This window comes from Anabaena sp. PCC 7108 (assembly GCF_000332135.1).
In the GTDB taxonomy this organism is placed as follows: domain Bacteria; phylum Cyanobacteriota; class Cyanobacteriia; order Cyanobacteriales; family Nostocaceae; genus Anabaena.
This window is the reverse complement of the sequence record NZ_KB235896.1, coordinates 2,454,689-2,474,698: the sequence shown is the minus strand read 5'-3', so window position 1 is coordinate 2,474,698 and position 20,010 is coordinate 2,454,689. Positions and strand designations below refer to the sequence as shown.

The 20,010-nt window shown below is 38.0% G+C and carries 19 protein-coding genes and 1 tRNA gene; 8 read left to right on the top strand and 12 right to left on the bottom strand.

Annotation, left to right across the window (positions count from 1 at the left end; all coding sequences use genetic code 11):
- Positions 1-29 precede the first annotated feature (29 nt).
- Genes ANA7108_RS0111910 through ANA7108_RS0111900 form a run of 4 tightly spaced genes read left to right on the top strand, consistent with a single transcriptional unit; the run spans position 30 to position 4,532 of the window.
- A complete protein-coding gene (locus ANA7108_RS0111910; RefSeq protein ID WP_016951020.1) occupies positions 30-1,433 on the top strand; it encodes an ATP-binding protein in 1,404 nt (467 codons plus the stop codon).
- Positions 1,430-2,287 (top strand): WD40 repeat domain-containing protein, encoded by an 858-nt coding sequence (locus ANA7108_RS30920; protein ID WP_052311095.1) that lies wholly within the window; start codon positions 1,430-1,432, stop codon positions 2,285-2,287. Before ANA7108_RS0111910 ends, ANA7108_RS30920 begins: the two co-directional genes overlap by 4 nt.
- A 22-nt stretch (positions 2,288-2,309) precedes the next feature.
- Positions 2,310-3,485 carry a WD40 repeat domain-containing protein gene (locus ANA7108_RS30915; RefSeq protein WP_237741510.1) on the top strand — a complete coding sequence of 392 codons (1,176 nt, stop codon included), beginning with the start codon at positions 2,310-2,312 and terminating at the stop codon, positions 3,483-3,485.
- A 3-nt stretch (positions 3,486-3,488) separates the two neighbouring features.
- Positions 3,489-4,532: an ATP-binding protein gene (locus ANA7108_RS0111900; RefSeq protein ID WP_016951019.1), complete on the top strand. Its 1,044-nt coding sequence runs from the start codon at positions 3,489-3,491 to the stop codon at positions 4,530-4,532.
- A 135-nt stretch (positions 4,533-4,667) separates the two neighbouring features.
- Here the strand turns inward: ANA7108_RS0111900 and ANA7108_RS0111895 are convergent, their stop codons facing one another.
- The 3 genes from ANA7108_RS0111895 to ANA7108_RS0111885 form a co-directional block, all read right to left on the bottom strand.
- Entirely contained in the window at positions 4,668-5,249 is a 582-nt protein-coding gene (locus ANA7108_RS0111895) for a hypothetical protein (RefSeq protein ID WP_016951018.1), read from the bottom strand.
- A 95-nt stretch (positions 5,250-5,344) separates the two neighbouring features.
- A tRNA-Ala gene (locus ANA7108_RS0111890) sits at positions 5,345-5,417 on the bottom strand.
- 42 nt (positions 5,418-5,459) lie between these two features.
- Positions 5,460-6,188 (bottom strand): HAD family phosphatase, encoded by a 729-nt coding sequence (locus ANA7108_RS0111885; RefSeq protein WP_016951017.1) that lies wholly within the window; start codon positions 6,186-6,188, stop codon positions 5,460-5,462.
- A gap of 258 nt (positions 6,189-6,446) precedes the next feature.
- Here ANA7108_RS0111885 and ANA7108_RS0111880 point away from each other — a divergent pair, with 258 nt between their 5' ends.
- Positions 6,447-7,628: an RtcB family protein gene (locus ANA7108_RS0111880; protein ID WP_016951016.1), complete on the top strand. Its 1,182-nt coding sequence runs from the start codon at positions 6,447-6,449 to the stop codon at positions 7,626-7,628.
- 102 nt (positions 7,629-7,730) lie between these two features.
- Here the strand turns inward: ANA7108_RS0111880 and ANA7108_RS0111875 are convergent, their stop codons facing one another.
- Positions 7,731-8,159 carry a hypothetical protein gene (locus ANA7108_RS0111875; RefSeq protein ID WP_016951015.1) on the bottom strand — a complete coding sequence of 143 codons (429 nt, stop codon included), beginning with the start codon at positions 8,157-8,159 and terminating at the stop codon, positions 7,731-7,733.
- A gap of 250 nt (positions 8,160-8,409) precedes the next feature.
- On the opposite strand from ANA7108_RS0111875, the gene ANA7108_RS0111870 reads away from it, so the two are divergent.
- Complete coding sequence (locus ANA7108_RS0111870) at positions 8,410-9,156, top strand: TerC family protein (RefSeq protein ID WP_016951014.1); 747 nt, start codon at positions 8,410-8,412, stop codon at positions 9,154-9,156.
- A 345-nt stretch (positions 9,157-9,501) separates the two neighbouring features.
- Here the strand turns inward: ANA7108_RS0111870 and ndk are convergent, their stop codons facing one another.
- Positions 9,502-9,951, bottom strand: a complete 450-nt coding sequence (gene ndk / locus ANA7108_RS0111865) for a nucleoside-diphosphate kinase (RefSeq protein ID WP_016951013.1) — start codon at positions 9,949-9,951, stop codon at positions 9,502-9,504.
- A gap of 351 nt (positions 9,952-10,302) precedes the next feature.
- Here ndk and speA point away from each other — a divergent pair, with 351 nt between their 5' ends.
- Entirely contained in the window at positions 10,303-12,312 is a 2,010-nt protein-coding gene (gene speA / locus ANA7108_RS0111860; protein ID WP_016951012.1) for a biosynthetic arginine decarboxylase, read from the top strand.
- 54 nt (positions 12,313-12,366) lie between these two features.
- On the opposite strand, the gene ANA7108_RS0111855 is transcribed toward speA, so the two are convergent.
- From ANA7108_RS0111855 to ANA7108_RS0111845, 3 genes are all read right to left on the bottom strand, one after another.
- On the bottom strand, positions 12,367-13,536 hold the full coding sequence (locus tag ANA7108_RS0111855; RefSeq protein ID WP_016951011.1) for a sugar phosphate nucleotidyltransferase: 1,170 nt from the start codon (positions 13,534-13,536) through the stop codon (positions 12,367-12,369).
- A gap of 392 nt (positions 13,537-13,928) precedes the next feature.
- Complete coding sequence (locus tag ANA7108_RS0111850) at positions 13,929-14,741, bottom strand: segregation/condensation protein A (RefSeq protein WP_016951010.1); 813 nt, start codon at positions 14,739-14,741, stop codon at positions 13,929-13,931.
- A gap of 158 nt (positions 14,742-14,899) precedes the next feature.
- Entirely contained in the window at positions 14,900-15,994 is a 1,095-nt protein-coding gene (locus ANA7108_RS0111845; RefSeq protein WP_016951009.1) for an AI-2E family transporter, read from the bottom strand.
- 112 nt (positions 15,995-16,106) lie between these two features.
- Between ANA7108_RS0111845 and pdxH the strand changes: the two genes are divergently transcribed.
- Positions 16,107-16,751 (top strand): pyridoxamine 5'-phosphate oxidase, encoded by a 645-nt coding sequence (gene pdxH / locus ANA7108_RS0111840; protein ID WP_016951008.1) that lies wholly within the window; start codon positions 16,107-16,109, stop codon positions 16,749-16,751.
- A 45-nt stretch (positions 16,752-16,796) separates the two neighbouring features.
- On the opposite strand, the gene ANA7108_RS0111835 is transcribed toward pdxH, so the two are convergent.
- The 4 genes from ANA7108_RS0111835 to ANA7108_RS0111825 form a co-directional block, all read right to left on the bottom strand.
- The gene (locus tag ANA7108_RS0111835; protein ID WP_016951007.1) at positions 16,797-17,543 is read right to left on the bottom strand and encodes a Uma2 family endonuclease; all 747 of its coding nucleotides are present in this window, start codon (positions 17,541-17,543) and stop codon (positions 16,797-16,799) included.
- Positions 17,544-17,644: 101 nt separating this feature from the next.
- Positions 17,645-18,208, bottom strand: coding sequence for a Uma2 family endonuclease (locus ANA7108_RS0111830; protein ID WP_016951006.1), 564 nt, complete (start codon positions 18,206-18,208; stop codon positions 17,645-17,647).
- A 218-nt stretch (positions 18,209-18,426) separates the two neighbouring features.
- Positions 18,427-18,615, bottom strand: a complete 189-nt coding sequence (locus tag ANA7108_RS29600; RefSeq protein ID WP_255345028.1) for a WD40 repeat domain-containing protein — start codon at positions 18,613-18,615, stop codon at positions 18,427-18,429.
- A 566-nt stretch (positions 18,616-19,181) separates the two neighbouring features.
- Positions 19,182-20,009, bottom strand: a complete 828-nt coding sequence (locus ANA7108_RS0111825; RefSeq protein ID WP_016951005.1) for a DUF3153 domain-containing protein — start codon at positions 20,007-20,009, stop codon at positions 19,182-19,184.
- Position 20,010: the final 1 nt, after the last annotated feature.

Sequence of the window (20,010 nt, the reverse complement as noted above, 5' to 3'; positions counted from 1 at the left end):
AAAAATTCAACTTACTATCAATACTATTTATGACTCAATCAGGGAAAGTCCAAGCTAGTGAGTCAGGTAAAGCTAAACTCAAAGCAGAATATAAACGAGCAGGTTTTACTATTGCATCCCTAGCAGAAGCAGCAAAAGCAAGTGAAGACCAAATTAAATATTTAATAGGACAAAATCGCCCCAATATTACACAGGTTGATAGATTTGTTATAGAAAATGTGGTGAATGCTATAAATGCAGAATTTGAAAAAAATGATATAGATGAAAAACTCCACCCCTCAGATATTGTTGATAATTGGTATCCAAGTTTGATACCAGAAGATTTTAAAATAGTGATTGCAGATAAAACACAAATCTTTTGCGGTCGCGGATTTGTATTTAACGCTATTAACCAATTTATCGAAAATCACCAAAGTGGCTATTTTACCATCCTTGGTGATGCGGGAATGGGTAAAAGTGCCATCGCTGCCAAATATATAGTAGATAATCCTGGAACTATTTGCTTTTTTAATATTCGCGCTGAAGGTAGAAATCGTCCCGATGTATTTCTGAAATTAATTCGTCAACAATTAACTCAAAGATTTGATATTGCTAATGTAGAAAATGATGATTTATCAACTTTATTAATTAAAGCTAGTCAAAAATTATCTGCTTCTGAAAATTTAGTCATTGTCATTGATGCTTTAGATGAAGTTGATCAAGATGATCATGGTAATTTATTAAATTTACCAATGTCTTTACCAGACAAAGTTTACATCATCCTCACCAGAAGACCTTATAATTTAGATGATAAGAGATTATCTCTTTCCCCAAATACTAAATATACAGAATTGGATTTAAGACAATATCAAGAAAACAGTAAAAATGATGTTGAATCCTATATTTTAGAATTTCTCAGTTTAGAAAAGTACAAAGCAGGTTTAGAAAGTTGGATTAATCAACAAAATAACCTCAGTAAACTGCAATTTGTTAAAACTATAGCTGCTAAAAGTGAAAATAATTTCATGTATTTACGCTATGTGTTAGAAGCAATTGCAGAAGGATTTTATCAAAATGAACAACTAGAAGAATTACCCGCAGGTTTACAGGGATATTATGAGAGTCATTGGCGCATTATGGGAATGACTAAGAAACCCTTACCCAAGGATAAAATTAAAATTATTTATGTAATGTGTGCTTTAAAAAGTCCTGTATCCCGTGAGATGATTATCAAATATTCCCAGGAAGATGATCTCACAGTCCAGGAAGTTCTTAAAGGTTGGACACAATTTCTACAGGAACAAAAAACCTATCAACCGCCCCGTTATCGCTTTTATCATGAGAGTTTTCGAGATTTTTTACAACGTAACGATATTGTGGAAGCTGCGGGGGTGAGTTTACCAGAAATTAGCGCGGAAGTTGCTAATAAGATGGATGAGGGATTAATGCTATGAGTAACTTTCCCAGTTTCTTTAATGCAAAGTCAGAGGAAGAACAAGAACAGTTTTTACGTGAATATCTCCAATTACGATTAAATAATGAAGAGTACGAAAAACTATGTAAATTATTGTCTAACTACTACTTTATCGAAGCAAAAATTAATCATCCTTTATTTGGAGTGCAAGCATTAATTGAAGATTATGATTTATTATATACTTCTGAAATTAGGAATAATTCAAAGTATGCGGAAATTGTCAAAGCATTAAAATTAATTCAAAGGGCTTTATTTAGCTCAACACACATAATATTTAAAGATCCAAAACAAGTCAAGGCACAGCTATCAGCACGACTAACATATTTTGATTTACCAGAAATTAAAAATTTATTAGCACAAATCGCCACAGATAAAAATACAGGTTTATATAGTTTAATAGGTAGCCTCACACCTCCTGGTGGTGGAGGATTAATTCGCACTCTAGAAGGTCATAGTGAATCGGTAAATGCGATCGCACTGACACCCGATGGTAAAACGGTGATTTCTGGTTCTAGGGACAACACTATCAAAATCTGGGATTTAGGAACAGGTCAAGAAAAATTAACCCTTCTAGGTCATAGTCACTTGGTAAATGCGATCGCAGTCACACCGGATGGAAAAACAGTGATTTCTGGTTCATTTGACAAAACTATCAAAATCTGGGATTTGGTAACAGGTCAAGAAAAGTTCACCTTAAAAGGTCATGATTACTCGGTAAATGCGATCGCAGTCACACCCGATGGGAAAACCTTGATTTCTGGTTCATCTGATAAGACTATCAAAATCTGGGACTTGGAAACACAAACAGAAAAGTTACACCCTTATAGGTCATAGGAATTGGGTAAGAGTGATCACAGTGACACCGAATGAAAAAACATTGATTTCTGGTTCATCTGACAAGACTATCAAAATCTGGGACTTGGAAACACAAACAGAAAAGTTCACCCTTATAGGTCATAGGAATTGGGTAAGAGTGATCACAGTGACACCGAATGAAAAAACATTGATTTCTGGTTCATCTGACAAGACTATCAAAATCTGGGATTTGGTAACAGGAACAGAAAAGTTAACCCTCACAAGTCATAGTGAACCGGTTTATGTGATCGCACTGACACCAGATGGAAAAACTGTGATTTCTGGTTCTAGGGACAACACTATCAAAATCTGGGATTTGGGAACAGGAACAGAAAAGTTCACCCTTAGAAGTCATACTAACTCGGTAAATGCGATCGCTGTGACACCCGATGGGAAAACATTGATTTCTGGTTCATCTGACAACACTATCAAAATCTGGGATTTGGGAACAGAAAAGTTTACCATTACAGGTCATAGAGACTCAGTAAATGCGATCACAGTCACACCCGATGGTAAAAACGTGATTTCTGGTTCACATGACAAGACTATCAAAATCTGGGATTTAATCACAGGAACAGAAAAGTTTACTCTTAAAGGTCATACTAATCCGGTAAGAGAGATCGCAGTCACACCCGATGGAAAAAATGTGATTTCCGGTTCTTGGGATAAGACTATCAAAATCTGGGATTTAGGAACAGGTAAAGAAAAGTTTACCCTCACAGGTAATAGTTACTCAGTAAATGCGATCGCAGTCACACCTGATGGTAAAGCAGTCATACGCGATATTTCTCATTCAGTTGACAGCACTATCGAAATTTGGAATCTACAAAGAAGAGGAGAACAGATCACCTACACAGCCGATGGAAAAATGGTGATTTTTAGTTCAAGAGACAAGACTATCAAAATCTGGGATCGAGAAACACGACGAGAAAATTTCACCCTCAAAGGTCATAGTTCCTGGGTAAATGCGATCGCACTCACACCCGATGGTAAAACCCTGATTTCTGGTTCAGATGACAAAACTATCAAAATCTGGGATTTAGCAACCAGAAAGGAAATAGCAACCTTCACTGGAGAAAGTCCTATAACTTGCTGTGTAGTTGCTCCCGATGGGGTGACAATTGTTGCAGGGGAAGCATCAGGAAGGTTACATTTTCTGCGTTTGCAAGGAAGGTGACAGATGAATAGTTTATCTTTCTCTGCTTTAGTAAAGAGTGAAAATTTTGTAGGTCGTGATTTTGTCTTCTCTGCTATTGATAATTTTCTCCACCGTTACCCCAAGGGTTATTTTACTATTGTCGGTGTTCCCGGTAGCGGTAAAAGTACGATTCTTGATCAATTGGTACTGCAAAATCCTGATATTATTTATTATCATGCCCAATTTCCTGGTAAAAATCGGGTTGAGGAATTTTTCACAGATGTTTGCACACAGTTAATTACTAAATTCCAGAGTTGCTTAAATCGGGAAAATCTGCATTTTGATAATTATGATAGTTCGGTTTTTTCGTTGTTGTTACAACAAATCAGCGAGAGGTTATCACTAGAATCAAAGTTAATTATTATTATTGATGGTTTGGAAGCGATTAATTTAGCAGATCAAGCTATTGGGACTAATTTATTTCATCTTCCCCGATATTTACCGGATAAAGTTTATTTTATTTTTGCACGTCGTCCTTATAAAAAGTCGCATACAGGGTTGTTAATTGAAGCACCTTCTCAGGTTTTAGATTTATCGGATTTTCAGAGGGAAAATCGAGAGGATGTGAAGGAATTTATTCGGAAAAAACGAACCACAGAGACACAGAGTTCACAGAGGAATATAATTGATTTGATTGATGATGAAGATAATTTTATGTATGTGCAGCAGGTTTTAACAGCTTTTGCTGAGGGTTTTTATGATGAAAATGATGTTAATAATTTTCCTCTAGGTTTGGAAAGTTATTATCAACAACATTGGGAGAAAATGCAAGGTGATGGTTTTTCTGATGTTGCTGTTAATGTGTTGTGGGTTTTGACTGTTGGGGAAATGCAACCAATGTCAGCTTTAACTATTAGTCAAGAAATTAATGTTGATGTTTTTGATGTGATGGAAGTTATAGAAATGTTGTTGGAATTTATGCAAGAATTTCGCACGGATAAGGAAACTAAATATCAATTATATCATCATGGTTTTCGGTTGTGGTTGAGGGGATGTTTACAAGGTATTGTACAAGTCAGGGAATAAATAAAGTCAGGGAATAAATTAAGAGTCTGATAGCTAAAGTCGGTTGAAACCAACTATGTTCAGAATGCGTTTTAACGTACTTTAACTATTGCCTAGAAATTGATTTCCCAATACTTAATTCCCCATTCCCAAATTTTAACTACATCCCTCTACATAAGCTACTTCTGGTAATTTACCTGACCTATATCTAGTGACACGCTGTCCATCAGTTTCAAAAATAACCCGATAATTTTGGTCAGCTTTATCCTTGGGTATTAAAGTTAGGTAATGCCCTTTTTGAATATACTGATGCTGTGTCACTGCAATTTGTCCTGGATAAAGAGATTTAATTCTTGCTTCAGTGTCACCAATTTTTGCCCCTGAAATTGTAGTTACTCTGGGGTCATCTATATCAACTCTAGCAATAACATCACTGGTGACATATTTCTGACGACTTTTAACATCATCTTTTGTCACCATAAAGGATATATTTTTCAGTTCTCCTTCTCCATGAATATAGTAACAGCTGTCACTGGGAGAAGGGGAAACATATAAACGAACACCAGCAGCTTCAGCAGCTTCAGGAAGATTCATTCCTGCTTTTACTGCACCAATACCATTAATAGTTACTTTTGACTGACTTGTTAATTTTGTCTGTGCGGTAACTGTTCCCACTGTGAAAACTGAAGCAGTGAGGGTGAGAGTTGCAATAGTGAAGATTTTGGTTTTGCTATTCATCGTAATTTTAGGAAAGGTTTTATATTTAGCCCGGATTTCTCACAAAGAAATAAAAAAAGGGTCAAATAATCTGGCAAGTGACACCAGATGTAGAATGGAGAATAGGAGACTCGAACCCCTGACCTCTGCGGTGCGATCGCAGCACTCTACCAACTGAGCTAATTCCCCTTGTGAATGCAGAGTTAGAAACTCTGACAGACGTACTATATTTTAACACTCAGGCACGGCAGATTTTATATCTTTTTGCAAAAAAACTTCCTTTACCCGTTCCAATTCTAAATCAGTTAAATAATCAACTGTCCAGTTAGCTTGACGTTGGAGCATATGAAAAGGATAAGTATTCGCTACACCAACTACCTGCATATGGGCGCGTTTAGCTGCTTGAATACCCACAGGGGTATCTTCAATGGCTAAACAATCTTGGGGTTGCAAATCTAATTCTACAAATTCTTGGTTGAAGCGTTCTACTGCCAGCAAATAACCTTCTGGTTGGGGTTTACTAGTGTTAGTATCATCCCCAGCAACAATAATCTCAAAATATTCTGCTAGTTTGCCACGTTCTAACACCAGTTCTATTTCCTGACGTAAAGCACCGCTAACTAAACCTAGTTTAAGATTATGCGATCGCACCTGAAAAATTAAGTCATCTATCCCTGGATACAAAGGCAGTTTTTCTAGCTTTTCCAATTCCAGGACATAAGCCTGAGCTTTGCGAGTCAGCAACTGGATGAGATATTCTTCAGTAATAACTCTACCACGATTTTTGAGCAGGTCTTGAAAACAAGCGCGATCGCTCCTTCCCAGAGAAGCTTGAAGTTCATGCACCTTTTGGGGTTGAAGATTTTCCTGCACCAGAATCTCGTCTATCAGTTTCAGATGAATTGGCTCATCCTTAATAATCACACCATTAAAATCGAATAAAACTGCCTTTAAACTCATGCCACTATGCCAAACACTGGGAAAGCAATATCCTGAAAATTATTATGATCCATTCTGGTGTCTGTTAATGTGAGCGATCGCTTGACAAATATATTACTTATATATTACTCTTGTAATACAAACAAATAGTATTATTCTTCACAATGTCTAAATCTATACCAATAATATAGACTATTATTTCTGTAACTTCTCTAATAGTCTATCTATAAATTTCCCCAATACAAAATCCCAAATTAATTAATCAAATTAATTAAATTTATGCCCTACGAACAATTAGGAATTACCACGCCACACCCCGTTTTATCCTGGGCAAATCATTCTTTAGGCTCAGATGAAACCAAAATGGCTAAGAATGTAGCATCCTTGCCATTTGTATTTAAACACGTTGCCTTAATGCCCGATGTTCACTTAGGAAAAGGTGCATTAGTTGGTTCAGTTATTGCCACTAAAGATGCCATTATTCCTGCTGCTGTGGGCGTTGATCTCGGTTGTGGGATGAGCGCCATCAAAACATCATTTACTGCTGAACAATTAGAAGGTAAACTCAAGAAAATTCGCCTGGATATTGAAGCAGCAATTCCTACAGGATTTAATGAAAATAAAGATGTAGAAAAAACAGTAACTAACTGGCAACGCTGGCGAGATTTTTCTAACTTGCATCGTGGTGTGCAAGATTTAGAAAGCAAAGCAATGAAACAAATGGGTTCCCTGGGGGGAGGAAATCACTTTATTGAGATTTGTCTCGATACAGAAAACCAAGTTTGGTTAATGTTGCATTCTGGTTCTCGTAACATTGGTAATAAACTAGCACAATGCCATATTAACACCGCCAAAGAACTAGCAAAAATGGCAGGTAATAAATTACCAGATCCTGATTTAGCTCACTTTGTAGTTGGTACACCAGAATTCCAAGCATATTGGCAAGATTTACAATGGGCGCAAAATTACGCACTTTTTAACCGTGATGTCATGATGGTGCGATTTAAAAAAATTGTCGAAAAACATCTGACAGGAGGGAAAGTTACTAAACCTTTATTAGAGGTAAATTGTCATCACAACTACGCCGAAAAAGAAGTACATTTTGGTGAAAATGTGTATGTCACTCGGAAAGGTGCAGTTCGCGCCCAGACAGAAGATTATGGGATTATTCCTGGTTCAATGGGAGCGAAATCTTTCATTGTTAAAGGTAAAGGTAATGCTCATAGTTTTTGCTCTTGTAGTCATGGTGCTGGGCGGTTAATGTCCAGAAGTAAGGCAAAAAACGTCTACACACTTGATGATTTAATTGAGCAAACTCAGGGTGTAGAATGCCGTAAAGATACGGGAGTTTTAGATGAAATTCCCGGTGCTTATAAACCAATTGAGCAGGTGATGGAAAATCAAGCTGATTTAGTAGAAATAGTGGCAACTCTTAAGCAAGTGCTTTGTGTTAAAGGTTAATTTTTTAGGGTAGGCAATGCCCACCTTTTTTACGATCATTTTAATATGATTGGTGCGTTAATAACGCACCGTAAAAATAGGAAATTTTTGAATTAAAAGTCCCTAAGGAACAAGAACACTTCTGAGTTCTTGCACGTGGGGTTTATAGACAAACCAAGTCTGAACATTGTCAATTTCTTGTTCACATGGAAGTGGTTTTTCAAATGTAACTTCCCAATAGTCGGAGAGGCGTTCGGTGTTACCTTGAGGACGATTTGGCGCGTTTTGAATCTGTCTTTTAATAGAAGTCACAAAAAATTTATCATTTTGTTTAACGTAGCATCTTTTGTTAGATGCGATATCTTTTGATTGTTTATACCAGTTTTCTCGTAGCTTGAACGTAGTACCAAAAACAGCATTAACCCTTAAAATACGGACGACAGGAGTAGTTTGAGAAGAAACAGTATCGGGATTTATCACACCAACTCCGCACACTATAGACAGACATAGGAGTAATTGTTGAGGGCGCAATTTAATGTTAATAATTTCCATCTTGATTTGTCTGAGTGTTTAGTTTTGTTTTATGTCTGAAGAAGACAATTTTTGCATAAATCAAGTATCTCTTTCTATAGTCAAAAAGTACAGTATTTTTTTATACAAATATTGAATAGCGATAGATTTAACTGTTGTGAGAATGTACCAGAACTGCGTTAAACTAGATAACGGTAGCGGTTTATTGCGCGTTCTATATTAAATTAGCTATTCCTGTTAAGTTTAAATTTTACCTGTTTGAGAAATTGGAATGTTAGACCAAATTTTTAATTACCTGAACTATCATTTTAGTGTAGAAGCCTCTATAGTCCTGTTAATCTTAGTGTTCTTAGAAGCGGTACTATCGGCTGATAATGCGATCGCTCTGGCTGCAATCGCCCAAGGATTAGAAGACAAAAAACTAGAACGTCAGGCACTGAACATTGGTTTAGTCTTCGCTTATGTACTGCGAATTACCCTATTGCTAACAGCTACTTGGGTACAAAAATTCTGGCAATTTGAATTATTGGGTGCTGCTTACCTACTGTGGCTAGTATTTCAACACTTTACATCACAAGAAGACGAAGAAGCTCATCATCACGGACCACGTTTTAATTCTCTGTGGCAGGCTATACCCGTGATTGCTTTTACAGATTTGGCATTTTCCTTAGATAGTGTAACAACAGCGATCGCAGTATCTCAAGAAATGTGGTTGGTAATTACCGGAACTACAATTGGTATTGTCACCCTCAGATTCATGGCCGGATTATTTATCCGTTGGTTAGATGAATATGAAAATTTAGAAGATGCCGGCTATATCACGGTGGCATTTGTGGGTTTACGGTTGTTGTTGAGAGTCATCAATGATGACTTAGTCCCACCCCAATGGATCATGATTAGTGCGATCGCAATTATTTTAGCTTGGGGATTTTCCAAACGCAGTGTCATACCTGCTTCCAGCGAAGTCATCTCCCTACCAGCAGAGGCCAAGGAGCCAGAAAAAAGCGAAGTTCTATAAGAGGCAGGGCGCAGGGGGCAGGGCGCAGGGGGCAGGGTGAAGAAAGTAATAATCCTATCTTCCGCACCCTCAACTGTCACAATCGGTTTTTACTCTTTTTTGTGATGATATGAGGATGTATTGTATACCACATCTCAATGAATTAACGGATACATGATGTCGATAAGGCATAATTTATATCCAAAAATCAAGAGAGAATTAAGTGATAATACTATGTGACACCCCAGGGTGCGGAATGTGGGATAATTTCTCCCCATCTCCGCGTCACCGCGTCCCCGTGTCACCGCGTCTCCTCATCTCCCCATCTGGAGCGTCACCGCGTCCCACCGTCACCCCAATCCCTAATTACTCATGCAACCATGGAGTTAAGTGAGGTTGCCAGTCAACTAATTCTTCATCTGTGAACCACAGCGCAATTTCTTTTTGTGCTGTTTCAGGAGCATCAGAACCGTGGATCAAGTTACGACCAACATTAATACCAAGATCACCGCGAATGGTTCCAGGTTCTGCGTTTAATGGGTTTGTGGCACCAATGATCTTTCTGGCAGAAGCAATAACACCATCACCTTCCCAGACCATTGCCACAACGGGTCCTGAAGTGATAAATTCTACCAAACTAGGAAAAAATGGTCTTTCCCGGTGAACATCATAGTGCTGTTCAGCTAATTCCCGGCTGACTTTCTGAAATTTCAAGCCAATGAGGGTAAAACCTTTAGTTTCAAAGCGACCAATAATCTCACTTACTAGTCCGCGCTGTACACCATCAGGCTTGATTGCTAAAAATGTGCGTTCCAAAGCTATCTCCCAAAACTTAATAAAGTTTTTATGCGTTAATTGTCAGTTGTTTAGATGTCTTTTGTCTAGTAGTGTCAGAAAATTCCGATTTTGACTGTCATAGAATTTAGGAGTTAAGCAATTCATTCGTTGATGATTTTGTCAGTTGAACATCCACACAGAAGCAGCCCAAACCACTGAAAATTTCATCCCTCGGCAAAAATCATACTCGCTGCATTTCCTCGTTTATGCTGATCCTTAAACTCCTTAACTGATTCTTAATACTCAGAAATTATTACTCGGTGTAGATCGGTTACTAGACGAATGAGTTAAATTGTTAATTCGTGGGCGAAAAACAGAGGTCAGGAAGAAATGGGTGTTGAATCAACCGCTGATGAGATTGTGAAAATGCCTGCCAACGGGCATAAATCGGAATTAAAAAGCCAGAAACAAAAAAAACTGCCACCTAGTACAAGTACAGAAGATTTACCTCGTTCTTGGAAAATTGAAGACAGTGAAGACCTCTACCGAATTGAAGGTTGGGGCAAGCCTTATTTTTCCATTAATGCTGCTGGTCATGTTACAGTTTCTCCCAAGGGTGATCGCGGGGGTTCTCTAGACCTATTTGAATTAGTTAATTCTTTAAAACAGCGCAATTTGGGACTGCCCATGTTAATTCGCTTTTCCGATATTTTAGAAGATCGGATTGAGCGGTTGAATGCCTGTTTTGCTAAAGCCATAGCTCGCTATAACTACCCTGGAGTATATCGTGGTGTGTTTCCCGTTAAATGCAACCAGGAACGCCACTTAATTGAAGATTTAGTCCGTTTTGGCAAACCTCATCAATTTGGGCTAGAAGCTGGTTCTAAACCAGAATTAATGATTGCGCTGGCTTTGCTAGATACTCCTGGAGCATTGTTAATTTGCAATGGCTACAAAGACCGAGAATACATTGAAACAGCAATGTTATCCCAACGGTTAGGACAAATACCAATTATTGTCATAGAACAGATCGAAGAAGTCGATTTGGTAATTGCTGCTAACCGTCAATTGGGAATTAAGCCGATTTTGGGGATACGGGCTAAACTCAGTACCCAAGGAATGGGGCGTTGGGGAACTTCCACCGGCGATCGCGCTAAATTTGGATTAACAATTCCAGAAATAATGGAAGCGGTTGATAAGTTACGAGAAGCTGACTTACTCGATTCTTTGCAATTGCTGCACTTCCATATCGGTTCACAAATCTCCGCCATTAATGTGATTAAAGATGCGATCCAAGAAGCCAGCCGCATCTACGTAGAGTTGGCGATGCTGGGGGCAGATATGAAATATCTGGATGTTGGTGGTGGATTGGGTGTAGACTATGACGGTTCTCAAACCAACTTCTACGCCTCGAAAAACTATAATATGCAAAACTATGCCAATGATATCGTGGCAGAGTTAAAAGATACTTGTGCTGAACGGCAAATACCCGTACCTACACTGATTAGTGAAAGTGGTAGAGCGATCGCTTCTCATCAATCAGTTCTCATCTTTGATGTTCTTAGTACTAGCGATGTCCCCCTTGAACTTCCAGAACCTCCACAAGAGGGCGAATCGCCAATTATTAATTACCTTTGGGAAACCTACCAATCCATCAACCAAGAGAACTATCAGGAGTTTTACCACGACGCTGCACAATTTAAAGAAGAAGCAATTAGCCGCTTTAACTTAGGCATTTTGCGCCTCAAAGAACGTGCTAAAGCCGAGCGTCTTTACTGGGCTTGTTGTCAGAAAATTCTCAAAATCACCAGACAGCAGGAATACGTACCCGACGAATTGGAAGACCTAGAAAAAATCATGGCTTCCATATATTACATTAATCTTTCCGTATTTCAATCAGCACCTGATTGTTGGGCAATAGATCAACTATTTCCGATTATGCCCATACACAAGCTAGATGAAGAACCCACACAGCGAGGAATCTTAGCAGACTTGACTTGTGATAGTGATGGTAAAATTGACCGTTTTATCGACTTGCGTGATGTCAAATCAGTTCTAGAACTGCACAAATTCGTGCCTGGACAACCATATTATATGGGAATGTTCCTCAATGGAGCTTACCAGGAAATCATGGGCAATTTACACAACCTCTTTGGTGACACCAACGCCGTTCATATCCAATTAACCCCCAAAGGCTACCAAATTGAACACGTCGTCAAGGGAGATACCATGAGTGAAGTAGTTAGCTACGTGCAGTACGACTCAGAAGATATGGTAGAAAACATCCGCCAACGTTGTGAAAAAGCCTTAGAAGAAAAGCGCATTACCCTAGCCGAATCTCAGAGATTGTTACAAACCTATGAACAAAGTCTCACGAGATATACGTATTTGAATAGTTAGGAATTGGTAATTGGTAATGGGTAATTAGAAAAGCTATTACCCATTACCCAATCCCTAAATAGAATTTGTCCCTAACAATTCAGCGATCGCTTGACGTTCTATGGGAGTATCAGCTGGTGGTGTTTGACGAGCATCAGTAATCAGCCAGTCTAAAGCCGCAGCTTGGACATCAATTGCTGCTCCTGTCTTATCTACACAATAACGTCCAAACACCAGCTTATCTACCAAACGCACACCCGGTCCCAAGCGTGACCATTCAAAAATCACACTGTTGTCTACAGTTGCACCACTACAAATCCAACAATTAGGACCAATCATCGCCGGTCCGATTATTTTCGCTCCATCTTCGATTCTAGTCATACCGCCAATATAAACTGGACCAGTGATATCCACCTTGTCCCAATTCACAGCTACATTCAAACCAGTGTAAATACCAGGAGCCACTTCATGACCGGGAATTTGCACATTTTTGATTTCCCCTAGCAACACACCCCGAATCGCCCGCCAGTAATCTGGGACTTTTCCAATATCTACCCATTCAAAATCCATGGGAATAGCATAGAAAGGCGCATTAATTTCCACAAGTTTTGGAAACAATTCACCACCAATATCAAACTCAACCCCAGAAGGAATATAGTCAAACACTTCTGGCTCAAAAATGTAAATACCTGTGTTGATATTAGTACTGAGAGCTTCCTCTGTGGAGGGTTTTTCTTGGAAAGCCTTGACGCGATTATCTTCGTCTGTTACAACTACCCCATAGCTAGAGACTTCTTCCTTGGGGACAGACTTCGTAATAATAGTCGCAATTGCCCCCTTGGACTTATGCCACTTTACTGCCGCAGTTAAATCTAAATCAATCAATGCATCGCCGCATAATACCACAAAGGTATCATCAAAAAATGGTGAAAAGTCTTGGATGCGACGCATTCCTCCAGCCGAGCCGATTGCTTCCCCTACAAGTTTACCGTCATCATCAATTTTTCCTTCAAAAGAATAACCAATCTGCACGCCAAACCGCTGACCGTCACGGAAATAATTTTCTATTTCCTCAGCCAAATGGCTGACATTGACCATAATTTCGTCAAATCCATGTTGGCGTAAAAGTTCCAGTAAAAATTCCATCACTGGTTTTTGCAGGATGGGAATCATCGGTTTGGGAATAGTATAAGTAATAGGACGAACACGTGTACCCTTACCTGCTGCGAGAATCATCGCTTTCATAAAATTTTATTCCTCAACCCCAAGCCAGTTTACTTTCATCGAGTGATACTTAATCATCAGTTTTTATTTTGTTCTAACTAAGGCTATAGCTAGATGATTATCCAGTTATCCTTTAAATTTAATCGGATTCTGGGTTTTACTGGTGCAAAAGTTCAGTAAATTCATATATAGCGTGTTTAAACAAGATTACCTCTAGTTATATCAATTCTGGCTAATTGCTGATTAAAAAACAGTCCGTGTCAAAATGTCATATCATTTCATTTTAAGATTTATACAAATAGACAGACGGAGAAGGAGAAGTGGATATTCATTTGTATCTTTAAATTCAGTAAATTGATATTAGGCTTGATGATAGGTATTAACTGCACATGATATCATTTACCTATCTGGGTTTAAAGTCCTATCGGAAATTCCCTGTTACCTGTTGGTAAGCGAATTTTAATCTCCTGATAAAATTCTTCTTGAAATAGCTCTACTTTGGATTGAGCCGACAGCAGTAGTAATGCCCAAAAAATGCTGACTAGCTGACTCTGTTCTGAGTCATGGGAATCGCCATTTTTATCTGGTTTTTTTGTCTGTATCCACAACTCTACAAGTTGTTCTAGATTCAAATAATGTTCCTCTAAATTTAGCTCTTTTGCAGATAGATGCAACATCTCTTCTAGTTCTACAGCTACTTCCGTCAGATTTTCTTGGTGAGCTAATTCTAGTGCTTCCCGCATGGTTCGCATACTAGGCTGACGCTTGGGACGGTGAGGCTTGCTGACTTTCTCTACCAGTTTCAGCTGGTTAGCCATAATCTGCAATTGCTTGACTAGTTCTTGCAGAGTTACTCGGCGTTTTGGTGGTGGCATTGCTGCTGGACGACGACGTAGGTGTCGTTCTAATTGCAGACGATGAACAGGAGATAATATGCCATCTTCACCTGTTATCATCTCATCTATAACATCTTCTTCCGCATTGTCTACTGTTGACAATTGCATTAATGTATTTGCTTTAAATAAGACAAGCATTGATGCTGATAAAAAAGCCTGTCCAGATTGAGACAAGTCAGATTCATAGCCTCTGGCTGTTACTTCTGGTGACATTAGTTCTAAGTAACGGTCAATCACCGAAATTACCTGTACATCCCAAGGATCTATTTCCCCTTGTTCAGCTTGATGAATAAGACGTGTAATTGTTTCCAGTAGCTCGGTAGCATCCATCAATTTTAGATTTTAGATTTTAGATTTTAGATTTGTCTTTCAACAGATAGGATTTGTATTGACACAACTTAATTACGAATTACGTTAGCGTTCAGGCAGTGTGCCTTAGGCATAGCGCTTCTGCAGGAAATATTACGAATTACGAATTACGAATTATTTTAATGATCTGTATCAGGTGGAGAATCATATTCAACCGTAAAATTTGATACAAAGTTATTATGCTTACTATTTTTGATAGCATCGAATGTGCCTTTGATAGTACCAGCAATTGGCACAGCCACCAGAGTTCCCAACAAGCCAGCAATTTCAAACCCCATTAAAATAGCGACAAAAATCCAGATGGGATTAAGTCCGATAAAGTCACCCATCAACTTAGGAGCTAAGAGGTTATCTTTAATTTGTTGCATGATCATTGCTGCTACTGCTGCTGGAAAGGCTAACCACCAATTTTGTAGTAGTACTAAAAGTGTAACTAAACCTATGCCTAAAGATGCTCCAATAAAAGGAATAAGTTGAGATATACCAATAACGATCGCAAATAACAGCGCAAAAGGTATTCTCAGAAATAGAAAAATTGGTGTCAGGGTGATAACCATAAATAACCCCAGTAGTAGTTGGCTGAGGAAAAAATTCTGAAAATTTAGCTGTAAAGATTTAGTTAGAGGGATACCGATACTAGATGGTAAAAGATTCACTAAACCAGACCAGACACGGCCGCCATATAACAGCATATAAAACGCCAGTACAAATACTAATACTACATTAAATAATCCTGACAACAGCGTCCCCGCAAACCCAACTGCACCGGAAGCTATCTGTTGCACTAAATTTTGAATATTAGCATTGACTTGATTAGTTACTAAGCTTAAATCAATATTTATCCTTCTTTGACGTGCTATAATCTGCAATTTCTCCAGGTTGGCTTGACTGGAGGCCAACCAATCAGGAATCTTATTTAAAAGTTGGATTGTTTGCTCAATTACTATCGGTACGAGGGTAACACCTAAAATAATCAATAAGGTTAAAGTAATAATTAGGACGATTATTACTGATTGAGAGCGTGTAATTCGCACTCTCTCAAATAATTTCACCGGATAATTGAGTAAAAAAGCCAGAATTGCCGCAATACTAAGAATAGTAATTGGATGCTGAAAATAACTAAAAAGCACAGACAGTAGCCAGACATTGAGAGCGATAATCGGACCACTCAGACCATAAATTAACAGAGTTTGGACAGAGGCTGAACGGCGCATCTTGAGAACAATAAAGAAAATTTGTCAATCTGGCATTGCTATTAATTTCCATGATAGATATTTTTCTCCCAGAATTGTATAAACGTATCCAATGATCAGGAAATAAAAACCTATGGATCAAAGCATAGCTAACCTTCGCAAAGACTATACATTGCAAGATTTGAGTGAAAATCAAATTGACCTTAATCCTTTTATACAATTTAAAAATTGGTTTAATCAGGCAACTTTAGCACAATTACCTGAACCTAATGCCATGACTTTGGCTACATCTACCCCAGATGGTAAACCCTCGGCGAGAATGGTATTACTGAAGAATTTTGACGAACGGGGTTTTGTTTTATTCACTAACTACAATAGTCACAAAGGACAAGAAATTGCCAAAAATCCTTATGGGGCTTTGGTTTTCTGGTGGGCTGAATTAGAACGTCAAGTGAGAATTGTGGGAACTGTAGAAAAGATTTCTCCAGAAGAGTCTGATGGCTATTTTGAGGTACGTCCCCATAATAGTCGCTTAGGTGCATGGGCTTCTAATCAAAGTGAGGTAATCTCCGGTAGAGAAGTTTTAGAATCACAATTACAAGAATTTCAACGCCAATATGCAAATCAGGAAGTTCCTAGACCACCTCATTGGGGAGGCTTTCGGGTAATTCCCCAGGAAATTGAATTTTGGCAGGGACGTTCTAGCCGTTTACATGACAGGTTGCTTTATACTCGGTTAAATGATGGCAGTTGGAAAATAGAACGTTTATCACCTTAATGAATAGGTGACAGGTGATAGGTGATAAGTGATAGGGAATAGTAATTATACAATTGTGTTAGGATCAACACCTAGTTCTCGTAACTTAGCTGCTAATAAATCAGCCCGTTGGCGTTCTTGTTCTGCACGTTGGCGTTCTTGTTCGGCTTGTTCGCTACTCCAAAGTAGCAAATTTCCTTCCCTATTCCACCACCGCAACCAGTTCATGGTTTGACATAATCTTTCACCTGGCCAAATTCCTAAAAATAGCTCTAACTCAGGAATCCAAAAACGCCCATTAGTATCCGCTTGTTGTTTGGTGTATTCTCCATTTTGCAAACAGCGGACTTCTAAACTGGGTTCGTAGGGATCATAGGTGACATAAGTAGGAACTTTGAGAATGTGTTCATAAAAATACAGCTTTCCATAAGGTGGTGTGGAACGTACTGATAACTCTCCACCTTCTGTATCGGAAAGAAATTCCATCACTACAGCCACCGCTTCCCCTTCTAAGTTGGGAGTATAACTGCGACGCACCACATCAGCAGCTACAGGATGCACCTGTGGCACATAAAACCAGTCGGGGTCTTTGACAATGATTTTTTTGTTTAAAGTGGCTACAAGTCCAAAATTAGAGCCAATCAGCATTTGTGGGAGGATGCGTCCTGCTGCACCTAAAGCATCGGTTAATGCAGCAGCTAAAGGCGGTTGTTGAATATTTTCCACTGGGTCGTCAGGTAAAATAAAATCAGCGGGAAGTTGTTCCCAGGTAACAATGGGTGTTTTTTGAGTTGGGTGAGTTTGTAGAATCATATAGTTACTTATAGGTTGTCAGAAATGGCTTTCGCCTCCCGTAAGGGATACAGGATTTACAGGATTTTAAATGTTAAAATCAGAAACAATTTGGATATCCTTTAACTACCCATTTTCAACCAACCAAATACTTGATTAACTTTTAATTGTAAATTAATTCCCTCTAACATTGGTAAATTCTGATCACCTCGTAACAATTCCGGTTGTTGATGGGGACGAAAAATTAAAATAGAACGGTCTTCTGGATCTATTAACCAACCTAATAAACAACCATGATTTAAACAATATAAAATATTATCTATCACTCGATTTGAATTTTGTTCAGGAGACAGAATTTCAATTGTCCAATCTGGAGGAAGAAAGAAATCATTAGGGACTTCTCCATCATTAGTAAAGGGAATACCAGACCATTTAAAAACTGCTATATCAGGTATTACGGAACGCACACCAAAACTACAACGCAACTCAGGAAAAGCATAAGCGATTTTTTCGGCTTCGGTGATATCGTTAATACGATTACAAAGTTTTAATTGTAAGCGGCTATGTTTACCTTTTGGCATTGGTTTGGCAATAATTTCACCGTTGATATATTCTCTAACAGGTTTGGTTTCTGGTAGTTTGAGAAATTCATCTAAGGTGAGGGATTGATTAATTACTGTTGTCATTATTTCTCAATCCTGTAAATAGGATATAAGTTATAGTTTAATCTTTTTTGTCTGAATCAGGATGTACAGGATTACAGGATTTACAGGATGTTATTTGATGATGGTTGGTTACGCACAAGTCATGGAAGAATGAACCACGAAGAACGCAAAGGACACGAAGGAAAGAGGTTTTAGAGAGATTTTGCGTTTTCTTCCTATATCTTGTAATCTTGGTTTTCCTACCCAGATCCCCGACTTCTATTTTCAAACCTAAAAATCAACAACAAATTCAAGTCAGAAGTCGGGGATCTTGTTCTGATTGTGACTACTCTAATTTTAATAGTGCCGTCATCACTTCCACTCACCAAAGTTCTACCATTAGGGCTGAAGGCCAGGGATAGATACTTTGATGTTTTTAATATATACAACAATATCGGAAGAAATTACGTAAACTACTTATTACAAGTTTCTGGTTCAATTTATAAGCTTTTTGATTCGCTTTATCAAAAAAAAGTCCACTACAATAGTTATTGAGAATAAGGTAGGTTGATTATCAATAATATTGAGAATGGTGTCAATAATAGAACGATTTTATTAGCTTCTTGACCTCTTGACTTTTTATGGTATTATGGATGTGTATAATCTATAGGATTTTCATATTTAAAATTAGCTTGAAAGTTTGAACTGTTTTTCTTGCTTAAGTCGTAATAAATAAAAGTAAAGACGTAAAATAAGAAATAGACTATATTTCATAGGGCTGAAATTTAATCTTTGATAAGATTAAGAAAAAACATAAATGTGTCAATACCTTGTCCATTTTTTGTAGGTTGGGTTAAGCCGCAGCGCAACCCGACGCATTTGTTGGGTTTGTTTCTATTGCTTTGCGAAGGTTCACGTTCCACAACCCAACGTATAAATGCTTTTTGGAATTTTTTGGTAAGAGTAGAGTCAGAGACTCTATGATTGCATTCCCAGTCTGAGACTGGGAACGAGATCACAAATCCTTTAATCCTGATAATTCTGGTTCAGGTAATAATGTATATCGCAAATAAAAACCACCCCAAACAAACAGAATAATTATCAAAGTACCAATACCTAATAAGTTAGGAAGCCAGAAAACTACTTCTATATGATTTAATTCACCAGATTTAAGTTTCCAAACTAATTGATTTCCATGCTTTTCGGGTTTGATAGCATCTTCGGTTTGTTGAATGTTTTTAACTCCCCAAGGTGTCTGTAAGTTAAAGTCTAAGTTGATAATTGAACCATGACCAGCTAAACCGTTTCCTTTGCTGGTAAGTGCAGAAAGGGAACGCAAATCTAAATCATAAATTAACCGATTTCTTGATAATAGTAAAAAATTGTTTTCCTCTACTAGTAAGTTGGAAGAAATTGTTGGTATTTCTGAATCTTGGGGGACTTGATTAGAATTTTTTTCAGTGCGATAGTTGAAAAATCCGCTAAACTTTTCTTGTAATTCTCTAACGTTACTAAAGGGAATTTTGACAATTAGTTCTTCTGGAGAAATCCGCTTTGCTGAACCTTCTAATTTTTGGGCGCGACGTTCTAAACTATTTAACCATTCCCAGATATAATCACCGCTAAAGCTGGTTAATTTCTCAGATAACTGAATATGCTGTACTATTTCGCCATTATTGGTATTGTTAAAGTTAATTCCTAAATCATATTGAACGCAACCAGATAACATGAAAGTGGCAGATATTACAAACCATAAAATAGGTTTTATTTTGGTTTTAATGAACATGAAAGTAAATGCTTTAATCAACGATAATACATTTTTTTGTAAATTAGATATATTCATG